Below are 13,500 nucleotides of genomic sequence, written 5' to 3'. Positions count from 1 at the left end.
AGCACGTCCCGGCCGGACAACTCGCCGAGGTCCTCCCACTCGAACGCGGCGAACCAGCGCTCCGGATCCAGGTCCTCGTCCAGGCCGTAGAACCGGCTGGCGACGTGGACCGGAGTGCGGGCGTCCCAGTTCGCCTGGTTGGCGCGCATCAGCCGCGCGTGTTCGGCGGAGGTCATGAGGACATCCAACCGCGCCCCGACCGCGCGCGGGGGAGGAAAACCGGAAAAGAGCCGTGCCGGGTGTCGACTCGACTGGTTTCCGTTCGTCGTTGGGGTGGAGGAAGCTGATGAGAAGCCGGCGGAACACCTGCTGCTGGTCTGCGGCGACGACACGGCCGATGCCTCGGGCACCGCCCCTGTCGAGCCTTGGATGGAGCAGCTCGGCGAGCGGGAGGCCGCACGGCCACCGTCTGGCGCTGCCCTCCGAGGCCGTCACCTGTGAGGGTGCGCGGCGGCGAGGTGCTGCGCGAGACGGCCCGTTCGCGGAGCCTTCTCACCGACGCCTGCATGGGGAGGGACAGCAGCTAAGCATGGGCTGGAGCCGGCCTCCGAACGGGCCGGCGCGCTGCAGGCGGAGCGTACGGATGTGGCCGAGCGGCTGCTCGCGCCGTGGCGGACGGCCGCTGGCGAGGGTCTGTGTCTGGGAGCGATACACCTCGGCCGCGCCGGGACCGGGCCGGGCTCGGGCAGGCTGGCCGACCGGATGGTGCAGCTCGGCGACCACACCAGCGTCGGGTGATCTCGACCGCGGTCCGCTACGCCGAGCCCGGTCAGCGTCGAATCGCTGGCGTGCTGGATGCCGCGAGGCTGCTGCGTCCGATCGACCGACGGGCCCTGGACGGCGGAGAACGATGGCTGAAGGATGCGGCCGCCCGCATGCGTGGGATCGCCGCAGGCGGTGGCCGACTTGGTCGGACGGCTGCGAGATGACCGCGCGGATACCCCGGCGCCGCAGGTGGCTGCGGATGGCACATGAGGAGTATGCGCGGTCGGCCAGAACGGTCAGGGACCGAGTCCGGCAGCTGCCCGGGCCGTTGCGGGGCACCCGGATGCGCGACATCACCGTCTCGGAGCGGTGCATCACCTGTCTGGGCCTGCGGTGACGGTAAAGGCGAGGGGCCGTGCACGGCCGTCACGGCCAGGTGGACCCTGGCGCTCAGGCCACCGTAGGAGCGCCCGAGTGCGTGATCAGTGGGCTCCCCGGAGTACACCGCCTCTTACCCCAGACCAACGGCAAGATCGACGCTTCCTCCGCTGCCTGCTCGACGAATGGGCGTACCACCGGCCCTACACCTCAAACGCCCAACGGCGGCGCTGGCGGCCTCGATCGCACCAGCGGGTGGCCCTGGAGATCCAGGAGGTGTCCCACGTGAGCTTGTCGTGCCGGTTCTCCGGCCGGGTCAACTTCCACAACTGGTCGGCAGTGGGCCACTGGAAGATCCCCAGCGCTTGCAGCAGTCCCCCTCCGCGGGGCTCTGTCGAGTTCTTCCCGCGCGTAGGACTTCTTCTGGCTATGAGGGCTGTCGGACCTGCGGGGCCCTCCTCGAGCCTCGCCGCCGCGACCACATCGCGATCAACTGGTGGGGCCTGACCGACCGGAGCGCGGGAGGGGACTTCTCGTGGAGACGTGGGGGCGTTCGTAGCGGACTGAGTCGATGTTGGCGGGGAGCACCGCCGCAGAGCTGGGCACCGGGGGCACGGCCGTCGGCCCCAGGAATCCGGCGGTGATGTATGGGAGGCCTGTGCCGCCGCCGGTGGGTTCCTCTACGGGCAGGGGGAGGGGCGGGGCGGGGTGGAGCAGTCGGCCCTGACCTGGACGTTGTCGATGACGGAGCCGTAGTTGCCGGGGGTGGTGCTGATGAAGGACAGTCTGGTGCTGGTGCTGTCCGCGACGAACGTGAACAGTTGGGGCTGCCAGCCCATGTCCATCCGGGACTTGCCGGTGACGTCGAAGGCAAAGGTGTCTGCGACCTGTCCGTTCACGAGAACCTGCCCCGTCTTCACCGCCGGTCCGCCCTCACCGGCGAAGCCGGGGAAGCCGGACAGGAGGTAGGTGGCCGTGTACCTCTGCCCCGGCGTGGTGGCGAAGGTCTGCTCCACACCGCCCGGAGCGAGCTGGTTGAGTTCGACGGCCTGGCCGCCTTCGACGGTGTTCACGAAGCCGGGGCCGTAGAGGTCAATGCCTCCGCTCAGAACCCTCCACGGACCGATATCGGCCCCCTGGTTGTAGGAGTTGAAGCCCTGCGTCGTGGCGGAGGGTGACTCGAAGCCGCCGTCGTCGATGACGGTAAAGCCAACCCGTCACATAGCCCGTTCGGGCGACCGCACGGCAACCAAGTGACGATCTCGCGCATTCGATTTAGTTCCGCCGCCCCAGCTGCCACACGGACACGCCTTCAATTGTTCATCGCACCATACGACTGCATGAAGACGGTACATAAACATAATATGATTTACCTCTGCTCTTTAAAAAGCCTGCTGTTTTCCGCTATACAAGGTGATGGCTCAGCCGCCCAAACAGGGACGGCTTTCGAGGAGGTCACCGTGAAGACATTCAGGCGAGCATTCGCCGCCGGCCTGTCCGCCCTCGCGCTCAGCGCGATGATGCTGGCCGCCGGATCGGCCGCGCCCGCGAGCGCCGCCCCGCTCAACGCCAAACTGGAGGCCCATCACAGCGGCAAGTGCCTGGACGTGGCCACCGCCAGCCAGGCCGACGGCGCGTTCGTCCACCAGTGGGAGTGCTACCCCGCCGCCAACCAGAACTGGACCTTGACCTCGCTTGGCGACGGCTACTACAAGGTGAGCGCCGACCACAGCGGCAAGTGCCTGGACGTCGCGGAAGCGAGCCAGGCCGACGGGGGCAAGGTCCACCAGTGGCACTGCTACGACACCCCCAACCAGGAGTGGAAGCTCGTCCAGCGCCCCAACGGCTACCTCACACTGGTCGCCCGTCACAGCGGCAAGTGCCTGGAGATCGCGGGAGGCGGCATCTACAACGGCACCGGCGCCGTCCAGCAGACGTGCGATGCCGGCCGGCCGTACCAGGAGTGGCGTCTGCTGTGAACCAACGGCGGCTGTGACCACACCCGCGCGAGGCCCCAGAACCATTCCATCCCACCCGGCCCCGACACGGGCATCGCGCGGTACCGGCCGCCACCGGCGAAGACCGGACACAGGACTCCCCTGGCTCGCACGAAGCACAGAACGGACGACGCGGCCGACACCGAACTCCTTCGGCTACGGCTCCAGGGCTGACCCGTCAGTGAACAGCAGCCATTCCGGAAGGACAGGCAATACACGGTCCTACGTGGAAACAATAAGGACGGGTCGGCCTTGAACGGACCGTGACGGACGCGACCACCCACACGCAGGAAATAGACGAAACACCTCCTGCGCGACAATACGCTCCCGCACGCCCCTCCCGGTCAGGAATCACCCGGAACCCCCGAAGCATACATGCCTGCGGAGCCAAGCAACCCCCGACACGAAATACCATCCGGAGGTCTTCCCATGAAGTTCACCCGCAAAATGGCAACCGCCCTATCCGGCGTCGCCCTAGCCCTCTCCGGCGTCTGCCTCACCGCCCCCGCGGCCCACGCCGACACCAACTCCTGCCTGTCCTACCTGGAGAGCCAGGGATACACCTTCAAGACCGAACACTTCTACGCCTGTTACCACGGGCACCGCGACTGGATGCTGTGCTACGACATCCTGCGGAACGAAAACGTGCACTACGGCGTCGCCGCCCGAGCCTGCGACCACGCCGCAATGTGACCACACTCAACCCGCGCCGGGCCTGATTCCCTCCTCACCGCAGGCAGGCCCCGCGCGTCGCACTTCCGGGCCGCTCTGCGGTAACTGCAGGTCCTGAACGACCCGCGGGGCGGCTCACACGGGACGTGACCGCAGCGTCCGACCATGCTGGCCAGCGGGTCCCGAACAGCAGCGTGAAGGACCCACTTTGCGCGATCCGTGACCGTGGCAGCTCGATCCGCTCCTGGCCTCGCCCCGTCCGCCAGCAGGCCGTGGGCGGGCGCGGCCCACGTGGGTGAGCGGACAGAACTCGTACGGGCATCAGCTCCAGACCTGTCGTTCCTCGCCGCGGGGGTCGTCGACCTGGGACCACTCGGCGTCGATGCGCATCGTGGCCCTGTGTTCGGTGTCGTACGGGTCCCAGCCGGGGTCGCCGGTGGCGGCGAACCGGATCCAGGTCTCGTGCATGCGGGCCGCGAGATCCGCGGGGGGCTTGTCGGGGCCGAGCAGAGCGGCGGGGTCGAGCAACTGCGGCAGGTGGGTGAGGTCGAAGACGAAGGGCAGCTCGACCGCGTGCGCGGCGCCGAGTTCTCCGTCCAGGGCATGCGAGCGCCAGGCGAACTCGTAGGCGAAGGTCGAGGATGCTGTGTGGCCGGAGTGAGCGGTGGCCAGGGCCCTGCTGCCCGCGCCGAACAACGCGTCGGTCATGATGGCGGAGCGCAGTGCGCCGTAGGACGCCTCGGGGCGTGTCCTGCGGTACGTCTCGACGAGCCGCGCCGGGTCGGGGTGCGAGCGGGCCGCCGTGTCGTCCACGTCCTCGGCGGCCGAGGTGGCGTACCTGCCCGCGGGGACCAGGTAGAGGAGTCCCTCTTCGGTGTTGGTGCCGATGAGCAGGTCGACGCCGGAGCCCTGTCCGGTGGCGACGGCTTCGGCGGGCTGGGTGTCCATGACCAGGCTGAAAGGGCTGAGGCCGAGCAGCGGGTCGCGGTGGGCGGCGGTCCGCAGGTCGAGCCCCGCGAGCTTGGAGGCGGCCGCCACCAGACGCTCGTCGGAGATCTCCGCGAAGGCGTCCACATGCGGCTCGACGCCCAGGACCTCGGCGGCTGCGGAGGTGACCCGGGCGGCTTGCCCGGTGGTGAACGCGCCCAGACCGCTGCCGCTCTGCGTGATCACCCTGCGGAACAGGCCCTCGGCCGCCGCGGTGGCGAGGACGCCGCCGACGACGGTGGCCCCGGCCGACTGGCCGAAGAGCGTGACGTCGTCCGGGGCACCGCCGAACGCGGCGATGTTCTCCCGCACCCAGCGCAGCGCGGCGACGACGTCGAGCAGACCGCGGTTGGCGGGTGCCCCGGGCAGGTCGAGGAAACCGGCGATGCCGAGCCGGTAGTTGAGGGTGACGAGGACGACGCCGTCACGGGCGAAGGCGGAGCCGTCGTACAGCGCGGCCCGTGCCGAACCCGCGACGAATCCGCCGCCGTGCACGAACACCATGACCGGCAGGCCGCCCTGTGCGGCAGCGGGCGCCCACACGTTGACGGTGAGGTAGTCCCCGCCGCGGCTCCAGCCGGTGCCGAAGTAGGGGACCATGTCGATGCTGCCGAGCCTGCGCTCGGCCTGTGGCGCGTTGGGGCCGGGCGCGGTGGCCTCCCGTACGCCGTCCCACGGCTCGTGCGGCTGCGGCGGCGCGAACCGGTCGGCGCCCAGAGGAGGAGCGGCGTAGGGGATGTTCAGGAAGGCGGCGGTGCCGTCGTCCTGGCGCCGACCGCGGACGGCTCCCTGCGCGGTGGTCACGACGGGACCGGGGTGGTGGCTCATCCCTGGTTCCTTTCCGCGTACTTCAGCCCCGCGCGGCGTACTCGGGGTACTCGGTGTACGGGGTGAAGGGCGCCCAGCCCTTGATGGCGAAGGCGCTCCCCTCGCGTACGACTTCGGCGGCGCCGTGGCCGCCCAGGTGGGCCGGGATCAGCAGGGCGTTGTTGTCGGCCGCCCAGCCCAGCACCCTGCGGCGGGTGGCGCGGGCTTCGGCCGGATCCTCGCAGAAGCAGCTGTTGACGTCCGGCTCCAGGATCTGCACCGGGCTGTGCAGTATGTCGCCGACGAACACCGCGCGGTCCGTGCCCGAGGTGAGAGTCAGCACGGAGTTGCCCGGCGTGTGCCCGGCAGCGGCCTCCAGGCGCAGGTTCGCGTCGATCCGGCAGCTGTTCTCCCACAGCCGGGTCAGACCGGCCCGGTGCACCGGGGCGACACTGTCCTCGAAGACGTTCTGGTTGCCGCGGCCGAGCAGCGACCGGTGGCCGTTCTCGGGGTTCCAGAAGTCGAAGTCGTCCCTCGGCATCAGATAGGTGGCGTTGGGGAAGGTGGGCACCCACTGCCGGCCGTCCAGGTAGGTGTTCCAGCCGACGTGATCGATGTGGAGATGCGTGTTGATCACGATGTCCACGTCCTCCGGCTGGACACCGCACCGGGCGAGATCGGCCAGGAAATCCGTGTCGAGGTGGCTCCAGACCGGCGCGTAGGGACGCTCCTTGTGGTTGCCCACACCGGTGTCGACCAGGATCGTCCTGCCCTCGCTGCGCAGCAGCCAGGTCTGGATCGCCGCATTCACCATGTTGGTCCCGGAATCCAGGAAATGCGGGACCAGCCAGTCGGCGCCGGCCTCCCAGACTTCTTTCGAGCTTTCCGGGAGGAAGGTGTCAGGCGTCATGTCGACAGAACCGAAGTATTCCCGCACCCGGGTGATGGAGACATTGCCGAGGATGATCTGTTCCATGGGACGTCCTTGGAGTTCGGAGGATCCGCTCGATGGGAGAGGGGGTTCGGCTGCCCGGTTACGCGAACGGCGGCCGCGCGTCGGCCCGACTGCGCCTGGTGAAGGCGAAGCCGGCCGCGTCCGGGCCTCGATGGGATCGCTCCCGGTGGTGGCAGTGGTCATGGCGACCTCCTGAGCGAGTGCGGGGCACCGGATCGGGCACCTTCGACTTCACCCAGGACGCGGGCGCACAACCAGACCCGTCTTTTCCTCACCACAACCGGGTCAGGCTCGGTGCGGCGAGACGGCGCATACTCAAGGCCATGGACGGAAGGACGCAACTCGGGGACTTCCTGCAGACGCGGCGCTCCCAGCTGCGACCGCAGGACATCGGGATACCCACCTACGGGGAACGCCGGCGTGTGCCGGGGCTTCGGCGCGAGGAACTGGCGCTGCTGGCGGGGGTGAGCACCTCCTACTACACGCGGCTGGAACAAGGGCAGTCGCTGAGCGCGTCCCCTGAGGTGCTCGACGCGATCGCCGGGGCGCTGCGGCTGGACGAGTCCGAGCGGCGGTACCTGCACGACCTGGCCCGGGTGGGCAGACAGCGCACCCGGGGCCGGCGTCCGGCGCCGGAAGAGGTGCCGGAGGCGACACGTCAGTTCCTGGACGCGCTCGGCGACGTTCCCGCGATCGTGCTCGGCAGGCGAAGCGACGTGCTGGCCTGGAACCGGCTGGGCCACGCGCTGTTCGCCGGGCACTTGGACTTCGGTGCTCCCGACCTGCCGGCGCACCGCCCCAACATGGCCCGGCTGGTGTTCCTCGACGGCCATGTCCGTGACCTGTACGCGGACTGGCCGAGCAAGGCCAGGGCCGTCGTCGGCAACCTGCGCTTGGTGGCGGCTCAACACCCGGAGGACGCGGCACTCCATGCGCTCCTGGGCGAACTATCGGCGAAAAGCCCCGAGTTCGCCTCGATATGGGCCGACCACCGGGTCAAGACCTGCGCCGCCACCGACTACGAGATGCGCCATCCGCTGGTCGGGCCGCTGACCGTCATCCAGCAGGCCATGAGCAGCGGGCGGGGCCCCCTCGTCGTGGTCGCCACCGCAGAGGCGGGATCGCCGTCACAGGCCGCTCTCGCCCTGCTGGCCCAGGCCACCGGCCAGGGTGCCGCGCGGGCCGATCCGCCCTCCGACGCGACACAGCCAAGGTCCCGCACCGGCGGGGGCTGACACCCACACCCGTCGCCGGGCCCTGCCGCAACGCACCGGAGAATCGACGTTCCTCGGGATCCTCGGGTCCGGGGAGTGCCGGCATAGAGGCACCCCCGGCCACCTGAAGGCCGTCACCGACTACTGCGCCGAGACGACCGTCGGCTTCGCCGTCTGGGCCCAGATCACCGACGCCGCTGACCTGCCTGCCGACCCCCTGAGCACCGCCCCGGCCCCGACCCACGCTACGTCCAAAAGCGCCGTCCACAAGCGTCCAGGTCTCCAGCCGTGGTGGCGAGGAACTCGGCTTCGAGCTTGACGCCCATGCCGGGCAAGGCTGTGGTCACCTCGGTGTGCGGATGTTCACTGATGACTGCTCACCGACTGAGAACGGCCACCCGCGACGTCAACCCAAGAGTGACTCACCGCCCAGCGCATCGAGGAGAGCCCCCACCGGAACCCGGCGCTTCGGGGACTCCGATTATGCAAGCGCGCTGCTGCGCGGCCCGGTCGTCGACACCGCCGCGCCGGGCTGGGCGGAGCAACTGCCGTCGGACGTGGGAGGCGCCTTCGAGGCGTATCTCCAGCGACTGCCGCAGGAGCGGCACGCCAAGACCATGGCCCTGCTCACCGCGCTGGCCTTTGGAGAGGGCAACGGCCTGCCGCGCCGGCTCTGGGTGCGGGTGGCGACGCGGCTCTCGGGCATCCCGCTCGTCCAGGCGGACGTCGACCTGCTGCTGGACGAGGACGGCTCCTACCTGGCGCACGCCGAAGTGGACGGCGCCAGGGGACGTTCAGGTGGCAGGATGCGGCCCCACCGACACCCTATGCGGCCAGGGCCCCTTCAACTGCTGGTGGTGAGAACGCCCCTGGCGGTTCCGCGCATCACGGGGCTTTCCCGGTACAGAGGACGGCCGGGCCTGGTGTAATCGGCTGCGGACGATCGAGATCAAGGGGGCCATCATGCAGGCGAAGGAGACGTTGTTCGCCGATCTGGTGCAGGGCCGGGCGCAGCAGTTCCAGGTGCCGCTCTACCAGCGGACGTACTCCTGGACCGAGAAGCACCTCAAGCAGCTGTGGAGCGACATCCTGGAACAGGCCGAGCTGCTTGAGTCGCAGGAGGAGAAGGCGAGCACGCACTTCCTCGGCTCCGTCGTGCTCGCGCCGTCGCCGCAGAACGAGGCGACGTTCCCCCGCTGGCTCGTCGTCGACGGCCAGCAGCGACTGACCACGCTGTCCCTGGCTCTGGCCGCCATCCGCGATCACGTCGCGGACGCCAGGCCGGACGAGGCCGAGCGCATCAACGAGGAATACCTGATCAACAAGCGGAGGAGCGGCAATGACCACCTCCGCCTGCTGCCGACACAAGCGGACCGGCCGCAGTTCGCCGCCCACATCCGCGGCTCCCTCACCGATCAGGCCACCGGCAGCGGCATCGGCACCGCCTACGCGTTCTTCCGCAAGAAGTTGATCGAGGCGGAGGATCCGGCGGCTCCGCAGGATGTGTTCCGCATCGAGCAGGCAATCACCTCCCGGCTCACACTGGTGTCGGTGACCGCCGAGCGCGGCGACAACGTGCACCGCATCTTCGAGTCACTCAACAACACCGGTCTCAAGCTGAGCCAGGCCGACCTGCTGCGCAACTACCTCTTCATGCGGCTTCCGACGCGTGGCGAGCACGTCTACGAGACCTACTGGCTCCCCCTGCAAGACAGCCTGAGCAACGACGAGTTGGAACAGCTCATGTGGTTGCAGCTGGTGTTCGACGGGGACGACCGGGTCCGCCGCCAGGATCTGTACGCGGCCCAGCAGAAGCGCTTCGAAGAGAACAGGACGGGCGAGGCGGAGATCGAGGAGTACATCAGGGAACTCCACCGGCGCGGCGCCCACTTCCGCCGGCTGCTGCACCCCGAGGAGGAGCCGGATGCCGCGGTCCGGGCCGCGCTCCGCCGTCTGGACGCGTGGCAGGCGGCCGTCACCTACCCCGCCGTGATGTTGCTGTTCGACCGGCGTGAGCGCGGGGAGCTGGACTCCTCCGAGACCGCCCGTGCCCTGGCGTACATCGAGAGCTTCCTCGTCCGCCGGATGATTTGCCGGGTCCCGACCAACAACCTTAACCGGATCTTCCAGGCCGTGCCCGGGCAGCTCCCGCTCGACGTGCCTGTCACTGAGGGACTGCACCGGCTCCTCTCCTCCGAGAACCGCTTCTGGCCCGACGACGTTGAACTGCGCGAGAAGATCAGGACGGCGCCGTTCTACCAGTACGGCCGGTGGCAGCAGCGCAAGCTGGTGCTACAGCGGCTGGAGGAGAGCTACGGGCATCCCGAACCGGTCGACTTCGCCGCCGCGCAGCTCACCGTCGAGCACGTCATGCCGCAGTCGCCCGGCGACGAGTGGCTGCGTGCCCTGCGCGAGGAGGCCGACGAGGGCGAGACCGCGGAGGAACTGCACGCCCGGTTCCAGCACACCCTCGGCAACCTGACGCTCACCGCGGTGAACGCGGAGTTGTCCAACCACCCCTTCGAGCGGAAGCAGGACCTGCTTCGGGGCAGCCACCTGGAGATGAACCGCCGCATCGCAGCCACCGAGCACTGGGGCGTGCGCGAGATCCTGGCCCGCGCCGACGAACTCGCGGACCGCGCCATCGCGTTGTGGCCGGCCCCGCTGCGGGGAGTGGGCCGCGCGGAACGCAACCGCGACTGGCAGCTCGCCCACCAGGTCCTCGCCGCACTCCCCCACGGCACCTGGACCTCGTACGGCGACCTCGCCGCGTTCCTCGGCTCCGGGGCTCAGGCCGTGGGCAACCACCTGGCCAACACCCCCGGAGTGGTCAACGCGTACCGTGTCCTCACCTCCGAGGGCAAGGTCTCCGACGGCTTCCGGTGGGCGGCGCCCCAAGAGGCGGGAAGCGACGACGTCCGCGCCCGGCTGACCGCCGACGGCGTCCGCTTCACGGCCACCGGGGCCGCCGACCCGGCCCAGCGGCTCACCGCCGACGACCTCGCCGCGCTGCTCGCCGGCACGGACGACGACCGGGCGGACGGCGAGGACACCGCTCAGGAGAAAACCGCGGGAGCGCCGGGCGAGGAGACCCGCGCCGAACGGTTCTTCCGCCAGCTCGCCGCCGACGACTCCCCCGAGACGGTCGAAGCGGTCCGCGCGCTCTTCGCCCACTGGGAGTCACTGGGCGGCTGGATCGGCCACGGTGCCGGACACGTCACCACGAGCGCGTACCTCATGCTCGGCGAGGCGGGCGGCCCCGGCCGTGGCATCTGGCCGATGACGCTCTACCCCGGTGCCGGGCGCGGGGGCACGGCGGAGGTGGTGTTCCAGTACATGGCCGCACGGGAGCCGTTCACCGACCGCGCGCTGCGCGCCGAACTCCTCACCCGCCTCAACGCCCTGGACGGTGTCGACATCCCGCAAGGCAAGCTGGAGCTGCGCCCCAACATCCGGCTGTCCCTGCTGGAGAAGGACCGCAACCGGGAGCTGCTCACCGAGACGCTGACCTGGTTCCGGGACCGCTGGGAGAGCCGGGGCTCGTCCTGAGCGGTGCCCTCCGGGCGCACTCCGCCCACACCGTCTTGCCGCCCGGCGGGTACGGCTCGCAGCCCCGGGCGTCGGCAAGCGAGGCGACCGGGAGCAGTCCTCGTCCGAACCCATCGTCGGCGTCGACGGCTGGGGCCGGCACGGCACGGGGCGGCGCTCGCCCCGCGCGTCGGTGACCCCGAGCAGGGTGGTGGGAGTCAAGGCGAGGGCGAGACGGGCGGCCCTGCCCCTCACCCGGTCGTGCGAAGCCCGGTTCGCGGTCAGTTCGGCGATGAGGAGGGAGGCCGTGGCCACGCTGTCGTCGTCGGCGGCCTCCGGCTCGTCCCGCTGTGCGGCCAGCCGGCACTCGGCGGTGTGGCGCGGAGTGCGCGCCGTGCGCGGTGGTGGGAACAAGGTGCGGAAGTGAGCCGTGCCGACGGTCGGTTCGCCGGGTACGGGGATTCCCGCGGGCGGCGAGGCAGACGGCACGGACGAGGTCGCGGACCTGTTTTGGGCCCTGGGCCAGCAGATCAAGGTCGGGGACACGCGATCGACGAACAGCCGACAGCCCGACGAGCTCCGCTGGTTCAAGAGCACACGCAGCGGTGGAGACGGCGGCGAGTGCGTCGGGATCGCCGTCGACGCCGCCATACACGTACGGGACTCCACACGGAGCGCGGCGGCCCTCGCCTCGCGTTCGCGCGGAGCACGTGGTCCGGGTTCGTCACGGGTCTGAGGCGGGGCCGGATCCGACCTGCCGCACCCTGGGCCGTGACATTCGTGTTCCCTGACACGACCTCCCCCGGTGGGGAGCACCAGCGCCGTCCGGCCCCGCCCTCGGTCGCCCGAGGAGCGGCTTCCATGACGGTCTTTCCGCACGGCAACAGGCGTATGAGTTCCTCCACTTCACGCGGGGGATTAAGGTGTAGGCCTGCTGAAGCCGCGTGGGGGGCATGCGGTGCACGAGAGGATGCGCACGGTTGATGAACGGGGTGCCCGAGCAGATCGGCCGGTACGTGGTCGAGCGGGAGCTGGGCTCGGGGGGAATGGGTGAGGTCTATCTGGCCTTCTCGCCCGCCGGCGATCCGGTCGCCGTGAAGCTGATCCGCTCGGACCGGCTGGACCCGGTCGCCCGTGCGCGCTTCGAGAAGGAAGCGCTCATCGCCCGGACGGTGGTGGGGACGAACCGGGTCGCCCGGTTCCTCGACGCCGACCCCTACGCGGAGCGACCCTGGCTGGCCATGGAGTACGTGCCGGGCCGGACACTGCTGACGTACGTGGACGAGAACGGTCCGTTGCCCGCCCCGCTGGTGGCCAGTCTCGGCGCTCTGCTCGCGGAGGGGCTCCAGGCCGTTCACGCGGTGGGACTGCTCCACCGCGACTTGAAGCCGCAGAACGTCATGCTGGGCGTGTACGGCCCCATCCTGATCGACTTCGGCCTCGGTGCGTTCCTCGACACCTCCAAGGACACGTTGTCCCACAGCGGGATGATCATCGGTACTGTGCGCTGCATGCCGCCCGAGCAGGCGCTGGGGCGGACGAGGGTCAGGGAGTCCGCCGACGTATACGGACTCGGGACGGTCCTGCTGTACGCGGCCACCGGACACTACCCCTACGACGGGGCACGCTGGGAGGCGATCGTCGGGCAGGTCGCCAACCCCGGCCACGCCCCGGACCTGAGGGGCCTCCCCGAGGCCTTGGTACCGCTGATCGGCTCCATGCTGGCCCACGATCCAGCCGTCCGGCCCTCCCTCGACGCGGTGATGACGGGCTGCACGAATGTGCTGTCCGCGGTAGGCCTGTCCCCCATGGAGGCCCGGCACGCCCTGATCGACGCCACCGCGACGGACGTAACGGTATCGGCCCCAAGGAACGACCCGCCGGCTGTGTGGGAGCGGCTTGCCGAACGGGCCATCGAATTCGGCGAGGACGCGTCGGACAGTCCTCTGGACAGTCCTCCGCCAGCCGGGCCGGGGCCTGATGAGGAGGACGCCGCCGCGGCCATCGGGGTCAGTCAGGCCACGGTGGTGTCCGACTCGCCGGTGAGCGACGCGGCGCCCGACGGCCCGGCGCCCGACGGCCCGGCGGCCGACGACTCCGTTCCCGCGGTCCGGAAGCCGAGGCGGCCGCCCGCGTCACTGCGTGTCGCCGAGGAGTTGCGGGCGCGGTACGCCGCACAGCCGGGTCTTTGAAGCCGGCCCCAGGTCACGCCGTGGGGAACGAGATCGGCGGCATGCGATACGTGTAAGCAGCAAAG

At 70.0% G+C, this 13,500-nt stretch carries 11 protein-coding genes and 3 pseudogenes; 9 read left to right on the top strand and 5 right to left on the bottom strand.

Going from position 1 to position 13,500, the window contains the following annotated elements:
* Positions 1-176, bottom strand: a pseudogene (locus tag AB0L74_RS22060) (SAM-dependent methyltransferase); the annotation flags it as partial.
* Here AB0L74_RS22060 and AB0L74_RS22055 point away from each other — a divergent pair.
* Together AB0L74_RS22055 and AB0L74_RS22050 are read left to right on the top strand one after the other, a co-directional pair.
* The gene (locus AB0L74_RS22055; RefSeq protein WP_365654816.1) at positions 175-441 is read left to right on the top strand and encodes a hypothetical protein; all 267 of its coding nucleotides are present in this window, start codon (positions 175-177) and stop codon (positions 439-441) included. The pseudogene AB0L74_RS22060 and the gene AB0L74_RS22055 sit on opposite strands and share 2 nt — an antisense overlap.
* A gap of 93 nt (positions 442-534) precedes the next feature.
* A pseudogene (locus AB0L74_RS22050) lies at positions 535-863 on the top strand (hypothetical protein); the annotation flags it as partial.
* A 1-nt stretch (position 864) separates the two neighbouring features.
* Here AB0L74_RS22050 and AB0L74_RS22045 read toward each other — a convergent pair.
* Positions 865-1,198 (bottom strand): annotated as a pseudogene (locus AB0L74_RS22045) (IS5/IS1182 family transposase); the annotation flags it as partial.
* Between the two features lie 565 nt (positions 1,199-1,763).
* On the bottom strand, positions 1,764-2,282 hold the full coding sequence (locus AB0L74_RS22040; RefSeq protein ID WP_365654830.1) for a choice-of-anchor C family protein: 519 nt from the start codon (positions 2,280-2,282) through the stop codon (positions 1,764-1,766).
* Positions 2,283-2,543: 261 nt separating this feature from the next.
* On the opposite strand from AB0L74_RS22040, the gene AB0L74_RS22035 reads away from it, so the two are divergent.
* Positions 2,544-3,062: an RICIN domain-containing protein gene (locus AB0L74_RS22035; protein ID WP_365654813.1), complete on the top strand. Its 519-nt coding sequence runs from the start codon at positions 2,544-2,546 to the stop codon at positions 3,060-3,062.
* Between the two features lie 465 nt (positions 3,063-3,527).
* Positions 3,528-3,773: a hypothetical protein gene (locus AB0L74_RS22030; RefSeq protein WP_365654810.1), complete on the top strand. Its 246-nt coding sequence runs from the start codon at positions 3,528-3,530 to the stop codon at positions 3,771-3,773.
* A gap of 300 nt (positions 3,774-4,073) precedes the next feature.
* Here the strand turns inward: AB0L74_RS22030 and AB0L74_RS22025 are convergent, their stop codons facing one another.
* Both AB0L74_RS22025 and AB0L74_RS22020 read right to left on the bottom strand, forming a co-directional pair.
* Positions 4,074-5,567 (bottom strand): carboxylesterase family protein, encoded by a 1,494-nt coding sequence (locus tag AB0L74_RS22025; protein ID WP_365654807.1) that lies wholly within the window; start codon positions 5,565-5,567, stop codon positions 4,074-4,076.
* 22 nt (positions 5,568-5,589) lie between these two features.
* Positions 5,590-6,522 (bottom strand): MBL fold metallo-hydrolase, encoded by a 933-nt coding sequence (locus AB0L74_RS22020; RefSeq protein ID WP_365654804.1) that lies wholly within the window; start codon positions 6,520-6,522, stop codon positions 5,590-5,592.
* Positions 6,523-6,824: 302 nt separating this feature from the next.
* Between AB0L74_RS22020 and AB0L74_RS22015 the strand changes: the two genes are divergently transcribed.
* From AB0L74_RS22015 to AB0L74_RS21995, 5 genes are all read left to right on the top strand, one after another.
* A complete protein-coding gene (locus tag AB0L74_RS22015; protein ID WP_365654802.1) occupies positions 6,825-7,736 on the top strand; it encodes a helix-turn-helix transcriptional regulator in 912 nt (303 codons plus the stop codon).
* A 536-nt stretch (positions 7,737-8,272) separates the two neighbouring features.
* Positions 8,273-8,644: a hypothetical protein gene (locus AB0L74_RS22010; protein ID WP_365654799.1), complete on the top strand. Its 372-nt coding sequence runs from the start codon at positions 8,273-8,275 to the stop codon at positions 8,642-8,644.
* A gap of 34 nt (positions 8,645-8,678) precedes the next feature.
* Complete coding sequence (locus tag AB0L74_RS22005; RefSeq protein ID WP_365654796.1) at positions 8,679-11,264, top strand: DUF262 domain-containing protein; 2,586 nt, start codon at positions 8,679-8,681, stop codon at positions 11,262-11,264.
* A 409-nt stretch (positions 11,265-11,673) separates the two neighbouring features.
* Positions 11,674-11,979: a DUF397 domain-containing protein gene (locus AB0L74_RS22000; RefSeq protein ID WP_365654793.1), complete on the top strand. Its 306-nt coding sequence runs from the start codon at positions 11,674-11,676 to the stop codon at positions 11,977-11,979.
* Positions 11,980-12,226: 247 nt separating this feature from the next.
* Complete coding sequence (locus tag AB0L74_RS21995) at positions 12,227-13,435, top strand: protein kinase (protein ID WP_365654791.1); 1,209 nt, start codon at positions 12,227-12,229, stop codon at positions 13,433-13,435.
* The last annotated feature ends 65 nt before the right edge of the window (positions 13,436-13,500 follow it).

It is taken from the genome of Streptomyces sp. NPDC052020, assembly GCF_040680575.1.
Classification (GTDB): domain Bacteria; phylum Actinomycetota; class Actinomycetes; order Streptomycetales; family Streptomycetaceae; genus Streptomyces.
Note: the sequence above shows the minus strand (reverse complement) of the source record. Positions and strands in the feature narration are given on the sequence as shown.

Excerpts from the sequence above, each read along its gene's own strand:
- AB0L74_RS22055 (WP_365654816.1), top strand. The coding sequence starts at position 175 with ATGAGGACATCCAACCGCGCCCCGACCGCGCGCGGGGGAGGAAAACCG.
- AB0L74_RS22030 (WP_365654810.1), top strand. The coding sequence starts at position 3,528 with ATGGCAACCGCCCTATCCGGCGTCGCCCTAGCCCTCTCCGGCGTCTGC.
- AB0L74_RS22025 (WP_365654807.1), bottom strand. The coding sequence starts at position 5,567 with ATGAGCCACCACCCCGGTCCCGTCGTGACCACCGCGCAGGGAGCCGTC.
- AB0L74_RS22020 (WP_365654804.1), bottom strand. The coding sequence starts at position 6,522 with ATGGAACAGATCATCCTCGGCAATGTCTCCATCACCCGGGTGCGGGAA.
- AB0L74_RS22015 (WP_365654802.1), top strand. The coding sequence starts at position 6,825 with ATGGACGGAAGGACGCAACTCGGGGACTTCCTGCAGACGCGGCGCTCC.
- AB0L74_RS22005 (WP_365654796.1), top strand. The coding sequence starts at position 8,679 with ATGCAGGCGAAGGAGACGTTGTTCGCCGATCTGGTGCAGGGCCGGGCG.
- AB0L74_RS21995 (WP_365654791.1), top strand. The coding sequence starts at position 12,227 with ATGAACGGGGTGCCCGAGCAGATCGGCCGGTACGTGGTCGAGCGGGAG.